At 72.9% G+C, this 20,496-nt stretch carries 10 protein-coding genes and 1 pseudogene; 2 read left to right on the forward strand and 9 right to left on the reverse strand.

From position 1 onward, the window contains the following. Nucleotides 1-25: 25 nt before the first annotated feature. From O7599_RS34575 to O7599_RS34600, 6 genes are read right to left on the reverse strand one after another with little or no spacing between them, the layout of a single operon-like run. Nucleotides 26-2,407 carry a glycoside hydrolase N-terminal domain-containing protein gene (locus O7599_RS34575; protein ID WP_281619544.1) on the reverse strand — a complete coding sequence of 794 codons (2,382 nt, stop codon included), beginning with the start codon at nt 2,405-2,407 and terminating at the stop codon, nt 26-28. 23 nt (nt 2,408-2,430) lie between these two features. Further along, nucleotides 2,431-3,762 (reverse strand): glycoside hydrolase family 27 protein, encoded by a 1,332-nt coding sequence (locus tag O7599_RS34580; protein WP_281619545.1) that lies wholly within the window; start codon nt 3,760-3,762, stop codon nt 2,431-2,433. 19 nt (nt 3,763-3,781) lie between these two features. Beyond that, nucleotides 3,782-4,621: a carbohydrate ABC transporter permease gene (locus tag O7599_RS34585; protein ID WP_281619546.1), complete on the reverse strand. Its 840-nt coding sequence runs from the start codon at nt 4,619-4,621 to the stop codon at nt 3,782-3,784. A gap of 3 nt (nt 4,622-4,624) precedes the next feature. After that, on the reverse strand, nt 4,625-5,614 hold the full coding sequence (locus O7599_RS34590) for a sugar ABC transporter permease (protein WP_281619547.1): 990 nt from the start codon (nt 5,612-5,614) through the stop codon (nt 4,625-4,627). A gap of 5 nt (nt 5,615-5,619) precedes the next feature. Continuing rightward, nucleotides 5,620-6,885 (reverse strand): sugar ABC transporter substrate-binding protein, encoded by a 1,266-nt coding sequence (locus O7599_RS34595; RefSeq protein ID WP_281619548.1) that lies wholly within the window; start codon nt 6,883-6,885, stop codon nt 5,620-5,622. A 23-nt stretch (nt 6,886-6,908) separates the two neighbouring features. Then, nucleotides 6,909-8,090: an ROK family transcriptional regulator gene (locus tag O7599_RS34600; RefSeq protein WP_281619549.1), complete on the reverse strand. Its 1,182-nt coding sequence runs from the start codon at nt 8,088-8,090 to the stop codon at nt 6,909-6,911. A 73-nt stretch (nt 8,091-8,163) separates the two neighbouring features. Between O7599_RS34600 and O7599_RS34605 the strand changes: the two genes are divergently transcribed. Both O7599_RS34605 and O7599_RS34610 read left to right on the forward strand, forming a co-directional pair. Beyond that, nucleotides 8,164-10,221, forward strand: coding sequence for an alpha-galactosidase (locus tag O7599_RS34605; RefSeq protein ID WP_281619550.1), 2,058 nt, complete (start codon nt 8,164-8,166; stop codon nt 10,219-10,221). A gap of 300 nt (nt 10,222-10,521) precedes the next feature. Beyond that, complete coding sequence (locus O7599_RS34610) at nt 10,522-14,604, forward strand: discoidin domain-containing protein (RefSeq protein ID WP_281619551.1); 4,083 nt, start codon at nt 10,522-10,524, stop codon at nt 14,602-14,604. A gap of 104 nt (nt 14,605-14,708) precedes the next feature. Here the strand turns inward: O7599_RS34610 and O7599_RS34615 are convergent. The 3 genes and pseudogenes from O7599_RS34615 to O7599_RS34625 form a co-directional block, all read right to left on the reverse strand. Beyond that, nucleotides 14,709-16,650 (reverse strand): annotated as a pseudogene (locus O7599_RS34615) (molybdopterin-dependent oxidoreductase). Nucleotides 16,651-16,962: 312 nt separating this feature from the next. After that, nucleotides 16,963-17,919, reverse strand: coding sequence for a pirin family protein (locus O7599_RS34620; protein WP_281619552.1), 957 nt, complete (start codon nt 17,917-17,919; stop codon nt 16,963-16,965). Between the two features lie 78 nt (nt 17,920-17,997). Beyond that, nucleotides 17,998-20,427: an RICIN domain-containing protein gene (locus O7599_RS34625; RefSeq protein WP_281619553.1), complete on the reverse strand. Its 2,430-nt coding sequence runs from the start codon at nt 20,425-20,427 to the stop codon at nt 17,998-18,000. Nucleotides 20,428-20,496: the final 69 nt, after the last annotated feature.

Raw genomic sequence — 20,496 nt, forward strand, 5'->3', positions numbered from 1 at the left:
GCGAGGGCCCCGGCGGGCGGCGGCGTCAGAAGCCCCGCAGCGTCACCGCCTCGCCGGGCGCCAGGCTCACCCGCCGCGCCCGCCCGCCCGCGCTCACCGTCGTCGTACGGCCGCCGGTGCTGCGGATCGTGGCCTCCGCCACCCGGCCGCGCCGCCAGCGCACGTCGACGGTGAAGCCGCCGCGCGCCCCCGCCCCGGTGAGCGAGCCGGAGGCGGCCCAGGCGTCCGGGAGGGCGGGCAGCAGCTCGATGCGGCCCGGCCGGGAGTACACCAGCATCTCCAGCATCGCCGCCGGGGTGCCGAAGTTGGCGTCGATCTGGAAGATGGCGCGGTTGTCGGAGACCCGGTACATGTCGAAGAAGTTCATCGCCGTGCCGGTCTGGCCGCCGCTCCACGGGCGGAGGTTGGTGAGCACCAGTCGGTACGCCCGGTCCGCGTCCTTCAGCCGGGCCCAGCACAGCGCCCGCCACGCGCAGGCCCACCCGTAGCTCTCCATGCCGCGCGACTCCAGCAGCGCGGTCGCGCCCCGAAGCGTCACCGGGTCGCCGGCGTCGGGGCGGATGCGGTCGCCGGGGAAGAGGCCCATGAGCGGGGAGAGGTGGCGGTGCGTGGTCTCGCCGAGGTCGTCCGGGCTCATCCACTCCTGCAGCCGGCCGGAGACGGGGCTGACCTCGGGGAGGTAGAGCCGCTCGCGCAGCCCGGCCACGGCGGCGGCGTGCTCCGCGTCGCGGCCGAGGAGGCGGCACGCCTCGGCGTAGTGGCCGAAGAGCGCCCAGAGGAGTTCCTGCGTGTACGTGATGCCGCGGGCGTCCTGCGGGCCGTGTTCCGGCGACCAGTCGTGGTCGTCGACGAGTACCTCGCGCTCGGCGCCGCTGTCCGGGTCGGTGACGGTGGTGGTGATCAGGCGCGCCTCCCAGAACTCGCAGGCGCCCTTCAGCAGCGGGTGGATGCGGGCGAGGTAGCCGGTGTCCTGGGTGAACTCGTAGTGCTCGTAGAGCGACTCGCACAGCCAGGCGTTGCCCGCCGGGTGCCACCACCAGCCCAGCGCGCCGTGGATGCTGGTGGAGAACGCGACCGTCCAGCCGGCGACGCGGCCCGAGGTGTTGCGGAAGCGGTTGCGGGGGTCGTTGAACTGCTGCTGCGTCACCTCCTCCCAGGAGGGGAGCTGCGCCAGGCAGTAGTCGGCCAGCGCGGTGAAGCTGTCGGGGAGTCCCGCGCGGTCGGGCAGCCAGTAGTTCATCTGGACGTTGACGTCGCTGTGGTAGTCGCCCATCCAGTCCGGGGTGTTGCCCTCCAGCCACAGGCCCTGCAGTCCGGTCGGGAGGCCGGTCCGGGAGCCGCAGATGGTGAGGTAGCGGCCGAACTGCAGATAGGAGGCTTCCAGCTCCGGGTCCGGCGCGGCGCCTTCCGCGGCCCGCGCCTGCAGCCGCGTCCAGGTGTCCATGCGCCGCTGGCGCGGGGTGGAGCGGCCGAGGTCGAGGGTGAGCCGGTCGTAGCGCTCGCGGTAGTCGGCGACGTGCGTGTCGCGCAGCCGCAGGGCGGGGACCGCGGCGGCGGCCAGCGCCTTGTCGACGGCGAGCCGGTGCGGGTCCGCGCCGGGATCGCGGTACCCGGTGGCGGCGTCGGGGGCGTAGTCGGTGCCGCCGCTGATCACGACGGTCAGCTCCGCGCAGTCCTCGAAGGCGATACGGGGCCACGCGACGCTCACCGTGCCGCCGCCGGCGCCCGCGGCGGCGGTGACGCCGGCGGCGTAGCGCAGCCCGTTGCCGAACTCCGCGGAGAAGGAGGCGACGTTGCGTGTCCGGTCGGCGGAGGTGGTCTCGCCGTGGGTGCCGGAGAGGATGACGCTGCCGGTGAACGTCCCGCCGCCGCTCTGGCTGAGCCGGATCACGACGACGTCGTCGGGGGCGCTGGCGAACGTCTCGCGTGCGTAGCGCACACCGTCCTTCTCGTACGAGGTGGTCGTCAGGCCGTTGGTCAGGTCCACCGTGCGGCGGTAGCCGCGGACGGCGGCGCGGTCGTGGCCCGGCAGGTCGAGGGTGACCCTGGCCAGGAGGGTGAAGCTGCCGAAGTCGGTGCGTCCGTACGGGAACTGCCCATCGCCGTCGAGCACCGTGTTGGCGTGCCCGGTCCACATCGAGGCGTCCGTGACGTGCAGGACCTCGCGGGCCGGATCTCCGCCGGCGAGGGCGCCGAGGCGGCCGTTGCCGACGGGCAGGCCCTCCTCGATCAGCTTGTCCTCGTCCGCGGGCTCCGGGTACCACAGGGTGGTGGTCCCGGAGGCGGGCACGAGCGGCGAGGCGGCGGGGCGCCCCGGGGCGGCGTGGGCGGTGAAGACGGGCAGCGAGCTCAGCGCGGCGGAGGCGCCGAGGCCCAGGAAGAGGCGGCGGGTAGGTCTTTTGCTCATGTGCGCGTCCTTGGCTCGGCGGGTCAGGAGAGTTTGATCAGGCGGGAGCCGTGCGGCGGTACGTCCGCGGCCGTCCAGCCCTTCTTGAAGGTGCCGAGGTCGTCCCTCGCCACGACGTCGCGCAGCGACTGCCGGCCCTTCAGGCCGAGTTCGTCGAAGGTCACGGAGATGTCGGCGGCGGTGGAGCCGAGGTTGTACACGGCGAGGTAGGCGTCGTCGCCGATCTCCTTCTTCCACACCTGCCGCTCGCCCGCCCGGAGCTGCTCCGGCAGCACGGCCGCCTGGTCGACGGCGATGACCTCGGGATTGGTGAGGATGGCCTTGGCCTTGTCGTCCAGGAACCAGATGTCGCCGCCGACGTAGAGCGGCGAGGACGCCATGGACCAGAACGTCATCACGCTCTGCCGCTCCACGTCGTTGATCCCGTCCTGCAGCCCGCTGCCGGTGTTGTTGTTGATCGGCATCGCGTCGAGGTCGGCCAGGTAGCCGGGGGCGTCGAGCTTGTCGAGCCACTTCGGCAGGTCGGCCCAGCGGTCGTCGATGGAACTGGTCCAGGTCGAGGTGGTCTCGCAGTAGCACTCGATGTCGGTGTCGATGCGCACGCCGTTCGCCGCGGGCCGCAGACCCTCGGCGGCGGCGATGTCGACGGGCCAGCCGCTGGCGCTGAGCCACATGCGGCGGCCGCTGCGGTCGATGGCGGTGGACCAGGCCCGGATGTCCTCGACGTTGTCCTTCGTGACCCCGTCGATCTTGATGAAGTCGATGTTCCAGGAGGCGAACCGGGCGGCGATCGAGTCGATGTACGCCTGGGCGCACGGGTTCGAGTAGTCGATCTTCCAGTTGCCGCCCCACATGTTGGTCGGGGTCAGCGGCTGGACCGCTATGTCCTGGGCATGACAGTCCGTACCGAGGATGGGGGCGTTCTTGTCGTAGACCTCCTTCTCCAGCCCGGCCGCCGCGTAGAGCCCCATCTTCAGGCTCTTGCCGTGGACGTAGTCGGAGAGGGCGGACATCCCGCTGGGGAAGCGGCCCCGGTCGGCGTCCGGGATGCCGTTGGCGTCGGTGTGGAACTTCCAGTCGAAGTCCGCGTTCCAGCCGGCGTCGATGTTGAGGTGGTTGTAGCCCGCCGTGGCCAGCTTGCCGGCCAGGGAGTCGGCCGCGTTCCTGACGTTGCCCTCGTTGAGCCAGTCCGTGCCGTAGCCCTCCCGGGTGGCCGACTCCACGCTCCAACTGCTCCAGCCCATGAAGGGCTTGACGTACGGGGTCTTGGCCTCGGCCGCGCCGGGCGGCAGGGCGAGGACCAGCGGCACCGCGGCGGCCGCGGCGAGGGTGAGGCGCTTCGACTTGCTGATCACGGGTGAGACCTCCTGTGACTCAGGACTTGAGGCCGGACATCGTGATGCCCTGGACGATGTGGCGCTGGGCGACCAGGAACATGACGACGAGGGGGAGGACCGCCACGACGGTGCCCGCGAAGAGCTGCGGCAGGTCGACCGTCTGGGAGGTCAGGAAGCTGGACAGGGCGATCTGCACGGTCCAACTGCCCGGGTCCTGGCCGATCATCAGCGGCCAGAGGAAGGAGTTCCACGCCTCGATGAAGGACAGCGCGCCCAGCGCGGCGATCATCGAGACAGAGTTCGGCAGGATGATGCGGCCGTAGACGCCGAGGTAGCTCAGGCCGTCGAGGCGGCCGGCCTCCTCGATCTCGGCGGGGAAGGACAGGTAGAAGCTGCGGAAGAGGACCACGGCGAAGGCGTTGAACAGGCCCGGGGCGATCAGCCCCCACATGGTGTTCACCCCGCCCATGGAGCCGACCACGACGAACGTGGGCAGGAAGGTGACCGCCTGCGGGATCATCAGGGTGCCGACGATCAGGGAGAGCACGACCGTCCGGCCGGGCACGTCGATGCGGGCCAGCGCGTAGCCGGCCATGGACGCCAGCAGCGTCGCCACCGGCGCCGTGATCACCGCGATCAGCAGCGAGTTGAGTATCGAGCGGCCGAAGGGACGCTCCGGGTTGTCGAACAGGGAGGTGAAGTTCTCCAGGCCGAGCGAGCCCGGCAGCCAGTGCCAGTCGGGGCTGGTGACCTCGGGGGTGGTCATGAAGGCGTTGCGCAGCAGCACGTAGAACGGGATCAGGAAGACCACGGCCAGCAGGCACAGCACCAGGTACGTGACGGCAGGACCGAGCCAGGTCCCTCGCAGGCGGTTCATGGATCAGTCCTTGTCGCGGGCGAAGCCGAGGAGCCGGCCCTGCAGCAGGGTGACGACGACGATCAGCAGGGTCAGCAGGAACGCACCGGCGGAGCCGACGCCGTAGTTCTGGTCCTGCAGGGCGACGCCGTAGAGGTGGACCAGGGGCGTGCGCACCGGCTCGCTGCCCAGCGAGGCGCCGGTGGCGAAGATCGCGTAGAACTCGTCGAACGCCTGCAGGGCGGCGATGAGCATCAGCAGCAGAACGGCGACCGAGGTGTTGCGCAGCATGGGCAGGGTGATGCTGCGGAACGTGCGCCAGGCGCCCGCGCCGTCGAGCGCGGCGGCCTCGTACAGGTGCCGCGGGATGGCCTGGAGGCCCGCGATGAAGAGGATCATGTACAGGCCGACCTGGAGCCACAGCCGCAGGGTGACGAGCACGATCCAGTACAGCGGCGGGCTCTGGGTCTGGATCCACGGCGTCGGATCCGCGCCGAAGAGCGCGCCGACGGTGTTGGCGAGCCCCGCCGGCACGCCGCTGAACAGCGCCATCTTCCACACCAGCGCGGCGGCGACGTAGGAGACGGCGGCGGGCAGCAGGAAGGCGGTGCGGAAGAACGCCCGGCCCCGGCGGACGCGGTTGACCAGCACGGCCAGGCCCAGGGAGGCGGCGAAGGTCAGCGGCACGATGAACGCCGTGAACACCACGATCATCGTCAGCGACTCGCGGAAGCGCTCGTCCTCCAGCAGCAGGCGGTAGTTGTCCAGGCCCACCCAGTTGCCCAGCGCGATGCTCCGGCGGGCCTCGCTGAAGCTCAGCAGGAAGCTCCAGCCGATCGCGATGTAGCGGAAGAGGCCGAGGCCCAGGAGCATCGGCGCGGTGAGCACGACGAAGGCCACGGCCTTCGACTGCCGCTCGGTGAGCCGCCGGCGGCGGCGCGCCCGGGCCGTACGCGACCGGGGCGCGGCCGGCGCACCGCGATCGCGTACGGAGGCGGTGTCGGTGGCGGTCACGACCGTCAGCCCAACTGCTTGTCGAGGTCGTTCTGGGCGTCGTTCTGGGCGTCCCGCAGGGCCTTGGCGGGATCGGCGCCCTTGGCTATGTCGGCCGCGGCGCCGATGAACCCGGCCTGCATGGCCTGCGTCCAGACGGTGGGGAAGGACTTGCCGTACTCGGTGGAGATCTCCGCGGCCTCCTTGGCGGCACCCTTCGACAGCTCGGGGGTCCGGGCGGCGACCTTCGTCTGCGGGGGCACGTGGAAGCCGTACTTCACCGCCCAGTCGATCTGGATGTCGGTCTGCTTGATCCACAGCCAGCGCAGGTACGTCTTGGCCTCCTCGACGTGCTTGCTCTTGGCGTTGACCGCCTGCGTCCAGCCGCCGAGCCGGGCCACGGGCGTGCCCGAGCCGTCGTACGCGGGCCACGGGACGACGCCGAAGTCGTCGCCCAGCGCCTCCTGCACGGCCGGCATCGCCCACAGGCCGCACCACTGCATGGCGGCGGCGCCCTGGTTGAAGGCGCCCGGGTCGTACCAGTCGGTGGTGAAGCCGAGGAGCAGCGAGCCGTCGGCGTGCAGGTCGCGCAGGCCGCCGACCGCGCGGGCGGCGTCCGCGTAGACGACCCGGTCGCCCGTGATCAGCTCGCCGCCGCCGGACCAGGCGAGCAGGTACGGGGCGTCGCCGATGCCGTCGTTGCCGACGAACAGGCCCTTGACGTCGTCGGAGGTGAGATCGCGGGCGGCGTCGACCAGCTCGGCGAACGTGGTGGGCGGGCGGACGCCGGCGTCGTCGAGCATCGACCGGCGGTAGTAGAGGACCATGACGTCGTCGATGGTCTTGATCCCGTAGAGCTTGCCGTCGACGGTCAGGTAGTCGATGTCGGCGGGGTTGAAGTCCGCCTTGGCGTCGCCGTAGACGTCGTCGAGCGGTGCGAGCTGGCCGCCCCGCGCCATCTCCGCGCGGAAGTCGCCGAGTTCGAAGACGTCGGGGGCGTCGTCGCCGAGGAGCGCGGCGTTGAGCTTGGTCTCGTACTGGGAGGTGTCGGGACCCCAGACGACGTTGACGGCGATGTCCGGGTGCGCCGCGGTGAACTCCTCCGCGTACCGCTCGACCGCGGCCTGGGTGCCCTCCTCGCCGTACTGGTGGTACCACTGCGTGAGCGTGACCTTCGCGCCGTTCGCGGCGGCGCCGCCCTGGGGGTCGCTGGAGCAGGCGACGGCCGTGCCCGCGACGAACAGCGTCGACATGCCGAGGAATCCCCGGCGGGTGTGGGTGATGGCGTTCATCGAGGTGGTCCTTCCCGAGGTGTTCAGGCGGCGAAGAGTGTCTGGATGCCGACCGCGGCGGCGCCGCGGGCCCACTCCTCCCAGGGCAGCGGGCGCACGACGAGGGGGCAGCGGGCGGCGGCGCCGAAGGCGTGGTCGGCGAAGGCGGCGCGGATCTGTTCCTCGAACAGGTCGTAGGCGGCGAGGCCCTCGCCGGAGACCACGACCCGCTCCGGGCCGACGACGTTGACCACGGCGGCGAGGCCCAGGCCGATGGCCCGGCCGGCCTCGGCGAAGACGGCGCGCACCGCCTCGTCCCCGGCGTGGGCGCGGTCGACGACGGCCGCCATGTCCGCCTCGTCACCGGGCTCGCCCGACCCGTCCGCGGCGGCCGCCATGGCGGTACGGGCCCGGGCGACGATGGCCCGCTCGGAGGCGATGGCCTCCACGCAGCCGCGGCTGCCGCAGTGGCACTCGGGTCCGTCGGCGGCGGCCACCGGCACGTGGCCGATCTCGCCGGCGACCCCGAAGCCGCCCGCGACCAGGGTGCCGTGGACCACGAGGCCGCAGCCGATGCCGGCGCCGACGGTCACCAGCGCGAAGGAGTCGGCGCCCACGCCCTCGCCGAACCACTGCTCGGCGACGGTGAGCGCCTTGACGTCGTTCTCGACCGTCGTCTCCAGCCCGGTGGCCGTGCGCAGCAGCCCGGCGAGTGCGATGTCGTGCCAGCCGAGGAAGGGGGAGTAGCGCACCACGCCGCCGGCCCGGTCGACGTCGCCGGAGACCGACACCCCGAGGGAGCGGGTGCGCTCGCGGTAGTCCGGCACCAACTCCGCCACCAGCGCGGCGATGTCCGCGACCACCGCATCGGCGTCCTGGCCCGAGACGGGCATCCGGCGGGCGGCCCTGACCTGGGCGCGCAGGTCGGTGACCACGCCGATCAGCTCGTCCGCGGTCACCTTGACGCCGACGAAGAACTCCCGGTCGGCGCGGACGGCCACGGGGTGGGCCGGCCGGCCCGCGCCCTCGCCGGTGCGCTCCTCCTGCGGCAGCTCCTCCAGGTACCCGGCCGCCAGCATCGGCTTGACCGCCTTGGTCACGGCCGCGGACGACAGCCCGGTGATCCGGGCGATCTCGGGCCGCGGTACCGGGCCCCGCGTCAGCACGGTGGTGAACACCGCGTTGGCGGCGGGGGAGGTGAGCACCTGCGCTCGGCTCAGCAACATGAGGGCAACGTAGAGGTAATAATTTCCTTCGTCAATATTTGAATTCGAGGAGTTCTCTGCCTACGCTCCCGCCATGTCTCAGGTGTCCACCGACGCGGCAGGCCGCACCTTCCTGCTCACCACGCCCGCAACCTCGTACGCCCTCCACATCGACGCGGACGACACGCCGCGCCACCTGCACTGGGGTCCAAGACTGACGCTCCGTCAGGCCGCCGGACTCACCGCGCACGACGGCAGGACGAGCAGCTTCGCCTCCACCGCCGGCGACGAGCTCGCGGTCGAGGGCGGCGCGCGCTTCGGCGTCCCCTCGCTCCTCGTGCGGTACGCCGACGGCACGCGGGGCGTGGAGTGGGCGTACGAGGGCCACCGCATCGACGGCGGCCGGCTCGACCTGCGGCTGCGCGACCGCCACTACCCCCTGGAGATCACCCTCGGCTACGCCGTCCACGACGACGCCGACGTCATCGAACGCACCGTCACCCTGCGGCACTCGGGCGCCGCGGGCGACGCGCCGGTGGAGGTGCTGCGCTGCGACGCGGCCTGCTGGTCGGTGCCCGCCCCGGCGGCCCGGCGGCTCAGCCACACCGTGGGCGAGTGGTCCGGCGAGACCCAACTGCGGCGCACCCCGGCCCCGTACGCCGAGACCGTGTTCACCAGCCGCCGCGGCGTGTCCAGCCACCACGCCAACCCGTGGCTGATGGTCGACGCGGGCGACGCGGACGAGACGCACGGCGAGGTCTGGAGCACCGTGCTCGCCTGGTCCGGAAGCTGGCGGATCACCGCCGCCCGCGACCACGCCGGCGGCCCCTGCACCGTCACCGGCGGCCCCGGCCACGAGGGCCTGTCCTGGCGGCTCCAGCCCGGCGAGACCTGGCGGACGCCGGTCTTCGCGGGGCTGTTCAGCGCCGCGGGCTTCGGCGGCACGAGCCGCGCGTGGCACGCGTACACGGCCGCGCACGTCCTCCCGCATCCCGGGGAGGAGCGGCCCGTCGTCTACAACGGCTGGGAGGTCGCCGGCTGGAACGTCACCGAGGCCGGCCAGCGGGCGCTGGCCGCCCGCGCGGCCGACCTGGGCGCGGAGTTGTTCGTCATGGACGACGGCTGGTTCGGCCGCCGCACCAGCGACGCCGCCGGCCTGGGCGACTGGCACCCCAACCCCGAGCGTTTCCCGGCCGGGCTCGGCCCGCTGGCCGACGAGGTCCGGCGGCTCGGCATGCGCTTCGGGCTCTGGGTGGAGCCCGAGATGACCAACCCGGACAGCGACCTGTACCGCGCCCACCCCGACTGGGTGCTGCACATGCCGCACCGCAGGCGCACCGAGCTGCGCAACCAGCTCGTGCTGAACTTCGCCCGGCCGGACGTCGCGGAGTGGGCGTACGAGTGGCTCGACCGGCTGGTCGCCGGGCACCGCGTCGACTTCCTCAAGTGGGACATGAACCGCGCCTTCACCGAGGCCGGCTGGCCGGGCCACCCGGACGCGGAGCGGCTGTGGGACGGCCACACCCGCGGCGTCTACGCGGTCGTCGACCGGCTGCGCCGGGCCCACCCCGGGCTGCGCATCGAGGGCTGCGCGGGCGGCGGCGGGCGCGCCGACCTCGGCATGCTGGCGCGTACGGACCAGACGTGGATATCCGACAACACCGACGCCGTCGACCGGCTGGCCATCCAGCACGGCTACAGCCAGGTCTACCCGGCCCGCACCATGTCCGCCTGGGTCACCGACAGCCCCAACCCGCAGACCGGGCGTACCGTCCCGCTGCGCTTCCGCTTCCACGTCGCGATGGCCGGCGCACTGGGCATCGGCGGCGATCTCACCCGCTGGAGCGCCGCCGAACTCGCCGAGGCCCGGGAACTGGTGGCGCTCTACAAGACGGTCCGCCCCGTGGTCCAGTTCGGCGCGCAGCACCGGCTCCCGGACGCGGTGCAGTACACGGCCGGCGACCGGGTGGTGGTCATCGCCTGGGGTGCCGAGCGCGAACTCCGGCTGGCGGGGCTGGATCCCGCGGCGCGCTACGCGGACGAGGACACGGGCAGCGTCCACGACGGCGCCCGCCTCACGTCCCACGGGCTGCCCCTCGGGCTGCCGAAGGGCGACCTGCCGAGCACGCTGGTACGGCTGGTGCGCCGCTGACCCGGCGCGGGGTACGGCCGCAGGCGCGCAACGCAAGAAGTAGCCAAGAGATGCAAGCAGTTTGCGTTCCTCGGCCCGCCCCGCGCCCGTCGGGCAGGGCGGAGCGGATGTGGCCAGCTCCGCACGCTGCCGAATCGTGCGTACGCTGCCTCAGGCGAGCGTTGTCATGGGCACGCAAGTGGGTGCGGCGTGGCCGTTCGCGGGAAAAGGGCCGATGTCCTGACCGTGGACTTACCATGATCGGTCTGTAATTCTTCGATATCTCAGCGCAATTAGCTAACTCACAGGTTGGACGACCCCATGAGAAAGCACCGCTCGAGACATCGGCCCACCGTCGCCGCCGTCGCCACCGGACTGCTGCTGTTCGGCCTGCCGGCGCTCCCCGCCGTCGCGGCGGCCGGCTCCGACGCCGCCGCCGGACGGCCCGCGGCGGCGAGCAGCGCCGCGCCGCGGCACGCCGCGGGGGAGGTCACGGACGGCGATCAGGACACGTACTGGCAGAGCCGCGGCACCGGCCCGCAGTGGGTGCAGACCGACCTCGGCAGGCAGGCGCGCGTCGACGAGGTCGTGCTCAAGCTGCCCGCGGACGCCGCCGCACGCAAGCAGACCCTCGCCGTGCAGGGCAGCGCCGACGGCACCACCTTCCACACCCTGTCCGCCGCGGACACCCGCGCGTTCCGCCCCGCCGCGGACAACACCGTCACCGTCGGCTTCCCCGCCTCCCTGACCCGCTACGTGCGCGTCCAGTTCGCCGGCGCCGAGCGCCCCGCCCGGCTCGCCGAACTGGTCGTGCACACCGCCGCGGACGCCGGCCGCAACCTCGCCGAGGGCCGCCCCCTCAAGGCCAGCAGCCACGCCGGGGAGGACACCGCCGCCCGGGCCGGCGACGGCGACCGCGAGAGCTTCTGGCAGAGCGGGAAGAGCAAGCGCGAGCACTGGATACGGGCCGACCTCGGCGCCTCCGTCGGCATCGACCGCGCGGTGCTCAAGCTGCCCGAGGGCGGTGCCGCGCGCGTGCAGAACCTGAAGCTCCAGGGCAGCACGGACGGCCGGGAGTTCACCGACCTGACCGCCGCCCGCGACGTCGCCTTCGGCGCCGCCGGCGACCACGGCGCGACCCTGTCCTTCGACACCGCCGTCACCCGCCACGTACGCGTCCTGTTCACCGCCGGCACCGGCACCGCCCGCCTGGCCGAACTGGAGGTGTACGGCCCCGCCGAGGGCGACACCCGGCCGCCCGGCACGCCCCGCGACCTGACCCGCACCGCGCTGCCCGACGGCCGCGTCCAGCTCGACTGGCGGCCTCCGGCCGACGGCGCGGGCTCCGGCTCCGGCGATATAGCCGGCTACGACGTCTACGCCGACGGCCGGCTGCGCACCGGCCTCGCCGCCGACGTGACGACGTACGTCGACACCCCGGCGCCCGGCGAGTCGGTCACGTACCGCGTACGCGCCCGGGACGGCGCGGACAACCAGTCGCCGGACAGCAACGAGGTGACCGCCAGGGCGCGCCCGGCCGCCGCCACCACCGGCAACGCGGGCACCTCCGCCGCGCCCGGCCCCGGCACCGCCGCCGCGTCCGCGGCCGCCGCCGACCCCGACCTGGCCGGGGGCAAGCCGATCACCGCCTCCTCCCACGTGCACAACTTCGTCGCCGCCAACGCCAACGACGGCGACCGCGCCACCTACTGGGAAGGCGCCGGAGGCGCCTACCCCCACACCCTCACCGTCGCGCTCGGCGCCAACGCGGACGTCAGCGCCGTCGTCGTCCAGCTCAACCCCGACCCGATCTGGGGCCCGCGCACCCAGAGCTTCTCGGTCCTCGGCCGTGAGCAGGACGCCGACACCTTCACCACCCTCAAGGCAGGCGCGCAGTACGCCTTCGACCCGGCCACCGGCAACAGCGTCACCGTCCCGGTGACCGGCCGCGTCGCCGACCTGCGGCTGTCGTTCACCGCCAACACCGGCGCCCCGGCCGGCCAGGTGGGCGAACTCCAGGTACTCGGCACCGCCGCGCCCAACCCCGACCTGGAGGTCACCGGCCTTACCCACACCCCCGCCGATCCCGACGAGACCGAGTCCGTCACCCTCTCCGCGACCGTGCACAACGCCGGCGAGGAGCCCGCTGCGGCCACCGACGTCGACTTCCGCCTCGGCGGCGAGCCGGCCGGCACCGCCGACGTCGGCACGCTCGCCCCGGGCGCCACGCAGACCGTGACCGCGGACACCGGCCCGCACGACGCCGGCGAGTACGAGGTCTCCGCCGCCGTCGACCCCGACGACACCGTCGTCGAACAGGACGAGGACAACAACGAGTACACCAGCCCCACCCCGCTCACCGTCGCGCCCGTGCAGAGCAGCGACCTCGTCGCCGCCGCGGTGAACCGCTCGCCCAGCTCCCCGACCGGCGGGGAGACCGTCGACTTCTCCGTGACGCTGAAGAACCAGGGCACCCGGGCCTCGGCCGCCGGCAGCCACCCCGTCACGCTCACCCTCCGCAACTCCTCCGGCGGCACCGTCACCACGCTGAACGGCGCGCACAACGGCGCCATCGCCGCCGGCGCCACCACCGCGCCCGTGGACCTCGGCAGTTGGACGGCCGCCAACGGCTCGTACACCGTCGAGGTCGAGATCGCCGCCGACGCCAACGAGGTTCCGGTCAAGCGCGAGAACAACACCAGCACCGAGTCGCTGTTCGTCGGCCGCGGCGCCGACATGCCGTACGACATGTACGAGGCCGAGGACGGCGTCGTCGGCGGCGGCGCGCAGGTCGTCGGCCCGAACCGCACCATCGGCGACGTCGCGGGCGAGGCGTCCGGGCGGCGCGCGGTGACCCTCGACCAGACCGGCGAGTCCGTCGAGTTCACCACCAGGGCCAGCACGAACACCCTGGTCACCCGGTTCTCCATCCCCGACGCGCCGGGAGGCGGCGGCACCAGCGCCACCCTGAACGTCTACGTCGACGGCACCTTCCACAAGGCCATCGGGCTCACCTCCAGGTACGCCTGGCTGTACGGGGCCGAGGCCAGCCCCGGCAACGACCCCGGCGCGGGCCCGGCGCGGCACATCTACGACGAGGCGAACCTGATGCTGGACGGGACCGTGCCGGCCGGCAGCAGGATCCGGCTCCAGAAGGACGCGGCCAACACCTCCAGCTACGCGATCGACTTCGTCAGCCTGGAGCAGGTCGCGCCGAAGGCCAACCCGGACCCGGCCTCGTACACCGTGCCCGCCGGTGTCACGCACCAGGACGTGCAGAACGCCCTGGACCGCGTACGGATGGACACCACCGGGCAGCTCAAGGGCGTCTACCTGCCGCCCGGCGAGTACCAGACGTCGAGCAAGTTCCAGGTGTACGGCAAGCCCGTGCAGGTCGTCGGCGCCGGACCCTGGTACACCCGCTTCCACGCGCCCGCGGGCCAGCAGAACACCGACGTCGGCTTCCGGGCGGAACAGGCGGCGGCGGGATCCGCCTTCCGCGGCTTCGCGTACTTCGGCAACTACACCAGCCGCATCGACGGCCCCGGCAAGGTCTTCGACTTCCAGAACGTCGCGAACATCACGATCGACGACATCTGGAACGAGCACATGGTGTGCCTCTACTGGGGCGCGAACACCGACGACATCACGATCGAGAACTCCCGTATCCGCAACTCCTTCGCGGACGCCGTCAACATGACCAACGGCAGCACCGGCGCCCACGTCGTCAACAACGAGTCGCGCGCCACCGGCGACGACAGCTTCGCGCTCTTCTCCGCGATCGACGCGGGCGGCGCCGACATGCACAGCAACCTCTACGAGAACCTGACCTCGCTGCTCACCTGGCGGGCCGCGGGCATCGCCGTCTACGGCGGCTACAACAACACCTTCCGCAACATCCGCATCGCCGACACCCTCGTCTACTCCGGAGTCACCGTCAGCTCGCTGGACTTCGGCTATCCGATGAACGGCTTCGGCACCGAGCCGACGACCCTGGAGAACATCACCATCGAACGCTGCGGCGGACACTTCTGGGGCGCGCAGACCTTCCCCGGCATCTGGCTCTTCTCCGCCTCGAAGGTCTTCCAGGGCATCCGGATCAACAACGTCGACATCATCGACCCGACGTACTCCGGGATCATGTTCCAGACCAACTACGTGGGAGGCCAGCCGCAGTTCCCGATCAAGGACACGATCCTCACCGACATCTCCATCTCCGGCGCCCGCAAGAGCGGTGACGCCTTCGACGCCAAGTCCGGCTTCGGCCTGTGGGCCAACGAGATGCCCGAGGCCGGCCAGGGCCCGGCCGTCGGCCAGGTCACGTTCCACAACCTGACCCTGAGGAACAACGCGCAGGACATCAAGAACACCACGTCCACCTTCACCATCGACATCCAGCCCTGACCCGGGGCCCTGGTGGCAGGCGCCCCGGCCGGCGTACGACGCCGGCCGGGGCGCGGCCGTACGGACGGCCGGGCGCGCCTCCCGCCCTTACGGCGGGAGCGCGCCTAGCCGTCCGCGGGGGCGATGGTGACCACGACGTGCTTCATGATCGGCTGGCCGCTCTGGGTGCTGTGGTCGCCGATCGCGCACAGCACGTTCATCTCCGGCATGTAGCCGGCGGCGCAGCCTCGGGGGATGTCGTACGGCACCGCCAGGTAGCGGCGCAGGTGCCGCTTGCTGCCGTCGCGCGCGGTGCTGGTGATGTCCACGGGGCCGAGGTCCCCGATGCCGCGCTCGCGCATGTCGGCACGGTTCATGAAGACGAGGGTGCGCAGGTTCTCGATGCCGCGGTAGCGGTCGTCGGCCGAGTAGACGGTGGTGTTCCACTGGTCGTGCGAGCGCAGCGTGGCCAGCGACAGCGTCCCGGCCGCCGGCACCACGTCCGGCAGCGGCGTCACGCTGTCCGGCAGCGCCGCGCGCGCCATGCCCGCGATCATGCACGGTCAGCTCGCAGGCGCGCAGCGCGTCGAACGTGTACGCCGTGTCCGGCGCCGCGCGGGCGAAGTTGCCGCCCATCCCGACGAACACCCGTACGTCCCCGCGGTGCATCGCCTCGACGGTGCCGACGGTGTCCAGGCCCGGGGCGCGCGGTGGGTCGATGCCGCAGACCTCGGCGAGCCGGTCCAGGAACGCGGCGCCCGGGCGGTGGTCGACGCCGCAGGTGCGGTTGCCCTGGACGTTGCTGTGCCCGCGGACGGGTGACGGGCCGGCGCCCTCCCGGCCCAGGTTGCCGCGCAGGAGCAGCAGGTTGACGATCTCGCGTACGGTGTCGACGCCGTGCTCGTGCTGCGTGAGGCCCAGACACCAGCAGACGATGCTGCGGTCCGCCTCGCTGTAGATCCGGGCCGCCCCCCGGATGTCCGCGCGGCCGACGCTCGACTGGCGCTCGATCTCCTCCCAGGGCGTGGCCTCGCACACCGCGCGGTACGCCTCGAAGCCCGCGGTGTACCGCTCGATGAACTCCCCGTCCAGCGCCCGCGGATCGTCCGCCGAGCGCTCCAGGACCGCCTTGGCCATGCCGCGCAGCAGCGCCATGTCGCCGCCGATGCGCACCCGCAGGTTCAGGTCGCCGGTGCGGGTGGTCTGGTACCGGGCCATGTTCCGGAACTCGTGCGGCACGATGGTGCGGGTGGCGGCGGCCTCGACGAGCGGGTTGACGTGGACGATCCGCGCCCCGCGGCGGTGCGCCGCGGCGAGCGAGGTGAGCATCCGGGGCGCGTTGGAGGCGGCGTTCACGCCGATGACGAAGAGCGCGTCGGTGGCGTCCCAGTCCTTGAGGTCGACGGTCCCCTTGGCGGTGCCCAGCGACGCCGTCAGCGCGCGTCCGCTCGCCTCGTGGCACATGTGGGAGCAGTCGGGCAGGTTGTTGGTGCCCAGTTCGCGGGCCATGAGCTGGTAGAGGAACGTGGCCTCGTTGCCGAGCCGTCCCGAGGTGTGGAAGGCGGCCCGGTCCGGGTCGTCCAGTTCCCGCAGGGCGCGGCCGACCGTCTCGAACGCGTCGTTCCAGCCGACCGGCACGTAGTGGTCGCTGTCCGGGTCGTACGCCATGGGTTCCGTGAGCCGCCCCCGGTCCTCCAGGGCGTGGTCGGTCCACTCGGCCAGCTCCGCCACCGCGTGCGCGGCGAAGAAGTCCCGGTCCACCCGCTTGGGGGTCATCTCCCAGGTGACGTGCTTGATGCCGCTCTCGCAGATGTCGAGGTGCAGGCCCTTGAGGTCGTCGGGCCAGGCGCACCCGGGGCAGTCGAAGCCGCCGTCCTCGTGGTTCATCCGCTTGACGGCCCGCACGCCCTCCACCACGGACCGCTGCCGCAGCAGCACCTCGGCCGCGCTGCGCGCGGCGCCCCAGCCCGCGGACGGATGGCGGTACGGCCGGGAGCGCGGCTCGCCGTCGGGCACGGGGCCGACGGGTGCCTGCGCGGTCTTCTCCGCGTCGTCGTGGGCGCTCACGGGCGGTCGGTCCTCCGCGGTGCGGGCAGAATGCTCCTGTATGGGTGTCTTGTGCAGATTAGACGCCTTGGTTGCTGTTCGCCATGTGCTCCGCTGCCCGTGTCGGGGCACGCGGCGGCCTCCGACTGCCTGATCGGGCATTGCCGCAGGTGGCCGGATTGTGACCCGGGGGTGGCCGGCTTGCTTCGCAAGAGCGCTACTGACGCGTAGTCTTGTGTTCGGGCCCCGTTGTTCCCCCGGCAGCGGGGCCCCCGGCATGACACGGCCCGCCGCCGGCGCCGGAGGCGCGGCGGCGGGTGAACGGCCCGGATCTCAGCGCGGCTTGAGCGGCGTCGGCGGCAGCGGCGGCGCCTCCAGACGAGGCCCGGCGTAGCCGTGGACCTCGCCGAAGCCGGTGCCGTCCGCCCACTCCCGGCGGGCCCGCTCGATCTCGTCGTGGTGGCGGCCCACGAAGTTCCACCACATCACGATCCGCTCCGCGAACGGCTCCCCGCCCAGCAGCATCAGCGAGCTGTCCACGTCGGCGCGCAGCGGCAGCTCGGTGCGGCCGCAGCCCAGGTACACCATGGACTCCGGCGCCAGCCGGAGCCCGTCGACCTCCGCCTCGCCGGACATCGTCAGCACCGCGTACTCGAAGTCCGGCTCCACCGGCAGCCGCGCCTCGGCCCCCGCCGCCAGGGTGACGTCGGCGCCGACGATCGGCGTGTACGTCGTCCCCGGGGACGCCGCTCCGGCCAGCTCGCCGAGCACCACCGTCGCCGACAGGCCCCCGCCGCCGGCCACGTGGGGCAGCTCGGCGTGGTGCTCGAAGGCGGGCGCGGTGGCGCGGTGGGCGTCGGGGAGCGCGACCCACAACTGCGCGCCGTGCAGCAGCCGCGGGTGGTCGCGCGGCGACTCCTCCGAGTGGGCGATGGCCCGCCCCGCCGTCATCAGCCCCAGCTCCCGCGGCCGCACCGTCTGCAGGCTGCCCAGGCTGTCGCGGTGCAGGACCTCCCCGTCGTGCAGCCAGCTCACGGTCTGCAGTCCGATGTGCGGGTGCGGCGGCACCTGCATCCCCGGCTCGCCGGCGATGTCGTCGGGGCCGTAGTGGTCCACGAAGCACCAGGCGCCGACCATCCGCCGGCCCAGGTTCGGCAGCAGCCGCCGTACGACCGTGCTCTCGCCCAGCGGCATGCGGCGGGCCTCCAGCACCTCGCGCACCGGCTCCGCCGTCACATCCGCCCGCCCGCCGCACACGGCGACCGGGGGCCTCACGTCGAGATTGCTCATGCGCGTAACGCTACGCGGCCGGCCGGCTCCGGTCGTGTGCCCGGCCGGCCGGCCGGCCGCGCCGCGGGCCCGCGCCCGTCAGCCCGGCGCCGCGACGAGCCGCCACAGGTGGTCGGCCGTGCCGTTGTCGTCGTACTGCACCACCTGCGCGCCGTTCGCCGTCGACATGCCGTCCACGCCGAGCACCTTGCCGCTGTGCTCGTTGCGGATACGGAACCAGCCGTCCGCGTCCGGGACGATCCGCCACAGGTGGTCCCGGGTGCCGTTGTCCTCGTACTGCACGACGGGCGCGCTGTTCGCCGTCGACATGCCGTCGACGCCCAGCACCTTCCCGCTGTGCCCGTTGCGGATCACCAGCAGCCCGTCGCCCCGCTCCAGCAACTGCCACGCGTGGTCGGAGGTGCCCGAGTTGTCGAACTGGTGGACCCGGGCACTGTTCTCCAGCGACATCCGGTCCACCGCCAGCACCTTGCCGCTGTGCCTGTTCTGCACCCGGTGGTAGGGCGGCTCCGGCGCCCACGGCGTGCCGTCCGGGGCCGCGGTCGGGAAGGCCGTGATCCGCAGCCGGGCCGCGCCCATCGGGATCAGCGTCACCGCCTCCGGCGCCGCCGTACTGCGGGCGGGGCTCTGCTGCAGCGGCGCGACGACGTGCTGCCGGTCGGCGACCCACTCCGGCAGCCGGCGCGCCGGGGCGGTGAGGCGCACCGGGGTGTGCTCCGGGGTGAACGGATCCCCGGTCAGCGGGCCGTCGTCGCGGTGGAACTCCAGGCCCGCCGGGGCGTCGGGGGACAGCGCGTAGTTCCACGGGGTGGTGGCGTGCACGGCGAGGTGCGGGAAGTCGTCGGTGCCGCCGACGCGTTCGTACGACTCGCCGATGCGCAGCGAGTACGTCAGCGGCCCCCGGTCGACGCTCACCGCGCCCCCGTTGGCGTCCCACACCCGCACCGACGTGCGCTGCGGCAGCCGCAGCACGACGGTGTCGCCGTCGGCCCAGCTCCGCTCCACCCGGGCGAAGCCCGGGCCCGGAGCCGCCGTCACCGGCTGCCCGTTGACCGTCACCTCCGGCGCGTCGCACCAGCCCGGCACACGCAGCCGGAGCGTGAAGGGCACCCGGCGGGCGGCGCCGATCCGCAGGGTCACGGTCTCGGTGAACGGGTAGTCCGTCTCCTCGGTGATCGTCACCTCGGTGCCGCGCACCCGCGTCCGTACCTCGCACGGCGCGTACATCGCCGCCGCGAGCCCGCCGTCCGGCGTGCTCAGCCACAGCTCCTCGGTGAAGTACGGCCAGCCCATGCCGTAGTTGTGCGGGCAGCAGCGGTACTGGTCGACGCCCGGCTGGAACGACTGCATCGCGAAGCCGTTCTGGAACTGGCCGTCGTTCTTCCGCACGTCGTCCAGGTCGACCGAGTTGGCGCTCGTCACGTAGTGCACCCCGCGGCCCGCCGGGTCGGTGGCCGCGGGCAGCAGGTTGAACGCCAGCTCCTCGCACCGGTCGGCCCACAGCGCGTCCCCGGTGATCCGGGTCAGCAGCTCGTGGCTCGCCATGAACTCGACGATGCCGCAGGTCTCGAAGCCCTGGCGGGGGTCGCCGAAGCCGGGCCTGGCGTTCTCGTCGCCGGCGAAGCCGCCGCCGGGGAACTGCCCGTACTCCGCGAGGATCCGCTCGTAGCCGCGGTACGTCGCCCCGGTCAGCGCGGCGTCGCCGGCGCGCAGCGCGTACTGGGCGGGCTCCCGGAAGCCCTGCGCGACGTTCACGTTGTGCAGGTCCGGGAAGTCGTCGACCCAGTTCCCGCCCCACTCGTGCATCTTGTCCGTCAGCTCCAGCAGGAAGTCCTCGCCGGTGCGGGCGTGCATCCAGTACGCGATGTCCATGCCGTCGCCCCACCGCTTGGACACCCAACTGGAGTCGAAGGCGCCCTTGCCCTGCGCGTTCATGAAGCGCAGGAACGGCAGCACGAACGGCACGATCCGCTCGTCGCCGGTGAACTCCTCGTGGCTGCGCAGCGCCTGGAGCAGCGGCAGGTACGGCCAGAAGTCGGGGCCGCCGTTCAGCGCCGTGCGCAGCCGGGCGGGGCCGAAGAAGCCGTCGGGCTGCGCGGTGGCCAGGATGGCGTCGATCCAGCGGCGGGCGGTCGCCTGTGCGCCGGCGTCGCCGGTGAGCGCGGCGAGCGAGACGTAGCCGCGCAGCCAGTACGTGACCTCCTCCCAGCCGGCGCGGTCGGGGTGCACCCAGCCGGAGGCGTCGTAGTCGAGGAAGTGGGAGATCCGGTCGTAGCGGCCGAAGAGCCCGCCGAGGAGCGTGCCGAGCTGCCCCGCGAGCCAGCCGCGCGGGGTGACGCTGCCGAGCGGCAGCTTGCCGAACGCGGCGGCGGCGTACGGGGTGCGCGGCGGCCGGCCGGCGGCCGGCCCGCGGGCGTGGGCCGGGAGGGCCGTGGCGCCGAGGGCGAGCGCGGCGGTCCCGGCCGCGGAGGCGTTGAGGAAGTGGCGGCGGTTCAGCGGAGGAGGCATGTCGGGTCCCTGGGTGCCTGGAAGGGGAGGGTGCCTGGTGCCTGGTGCTCGGAGATGCCCCGGCGGGGC

Source organism: Streptomyces sp. WMMC500, from assembly GCF_027497195.1.
Lineage (GTDB): Bacteria > Actinomycetota > Actinomycetes > Streptomycetales > Streptomycetaceae > Streptomyces.

Excerpts from the sequence above, each read along its gene's own strand:
- O7599_RS34575 (WP_281619544.1), bottom strand. The coding sequence starts at position 2,407 with ATGAGCAAAAGACCTACCCGCCGCCTCTTCCTGGGCCTCGGCGCCTCC.
- O7599_RS34585 (WP_281619546.1), bottom strand. The coding sequence starts at position 4,621 with ATGAACCGCCTGCGAGGGACCTGGCTCGGTCCTGCCGTCACGTACCTG.
- O7599_RS34595 (WP_281619548.1), bottom strand. The coding sequence starts at position 6,885 with ATGAACGCCATCACCCACACCCGCCGGGGATTCCTCGGCATGTCGACG.
- O7599_RS34600 (WP_281619549.1), bottom strand. The coding sequence starts at position 8,090 with ATGTTGCTGAGCCGAGCGCAGGTGCTCACCTCCCCCGCCGCCAACGCG.
- O7599_RS34605 (WP_281619550.1), top strand. The coding sequence starts at position 8,164 with ATGTCTCAGGTGTCCACCGACGCGGCAGGCCGCACCTTCCTGCTCACC.
- O7599_RS34610 (WP_281619551.1), top strand. The coding sequence starts at position 10,522 with ATGAGAAAGCACCGCTCGAGACATCGGCCCACCGTCGCCGCCGTCGCC.
- O7599_RS34620 (WP_281619552.1), bottom strand. The coding sequence starts at position 17,919 with ATGAGCAATCTCGACGTGAGGCCCCCGGTCGCCGTGTGCGGCGGGCGG.
- O7599_RS34625 (WP_281619553.1), bottom strand. The coding sequence starts at position 20,427 with ATGCCTCCTCCGCTGAACCGCCGCCACTTCCTCAACGCCTCCGCGGCC.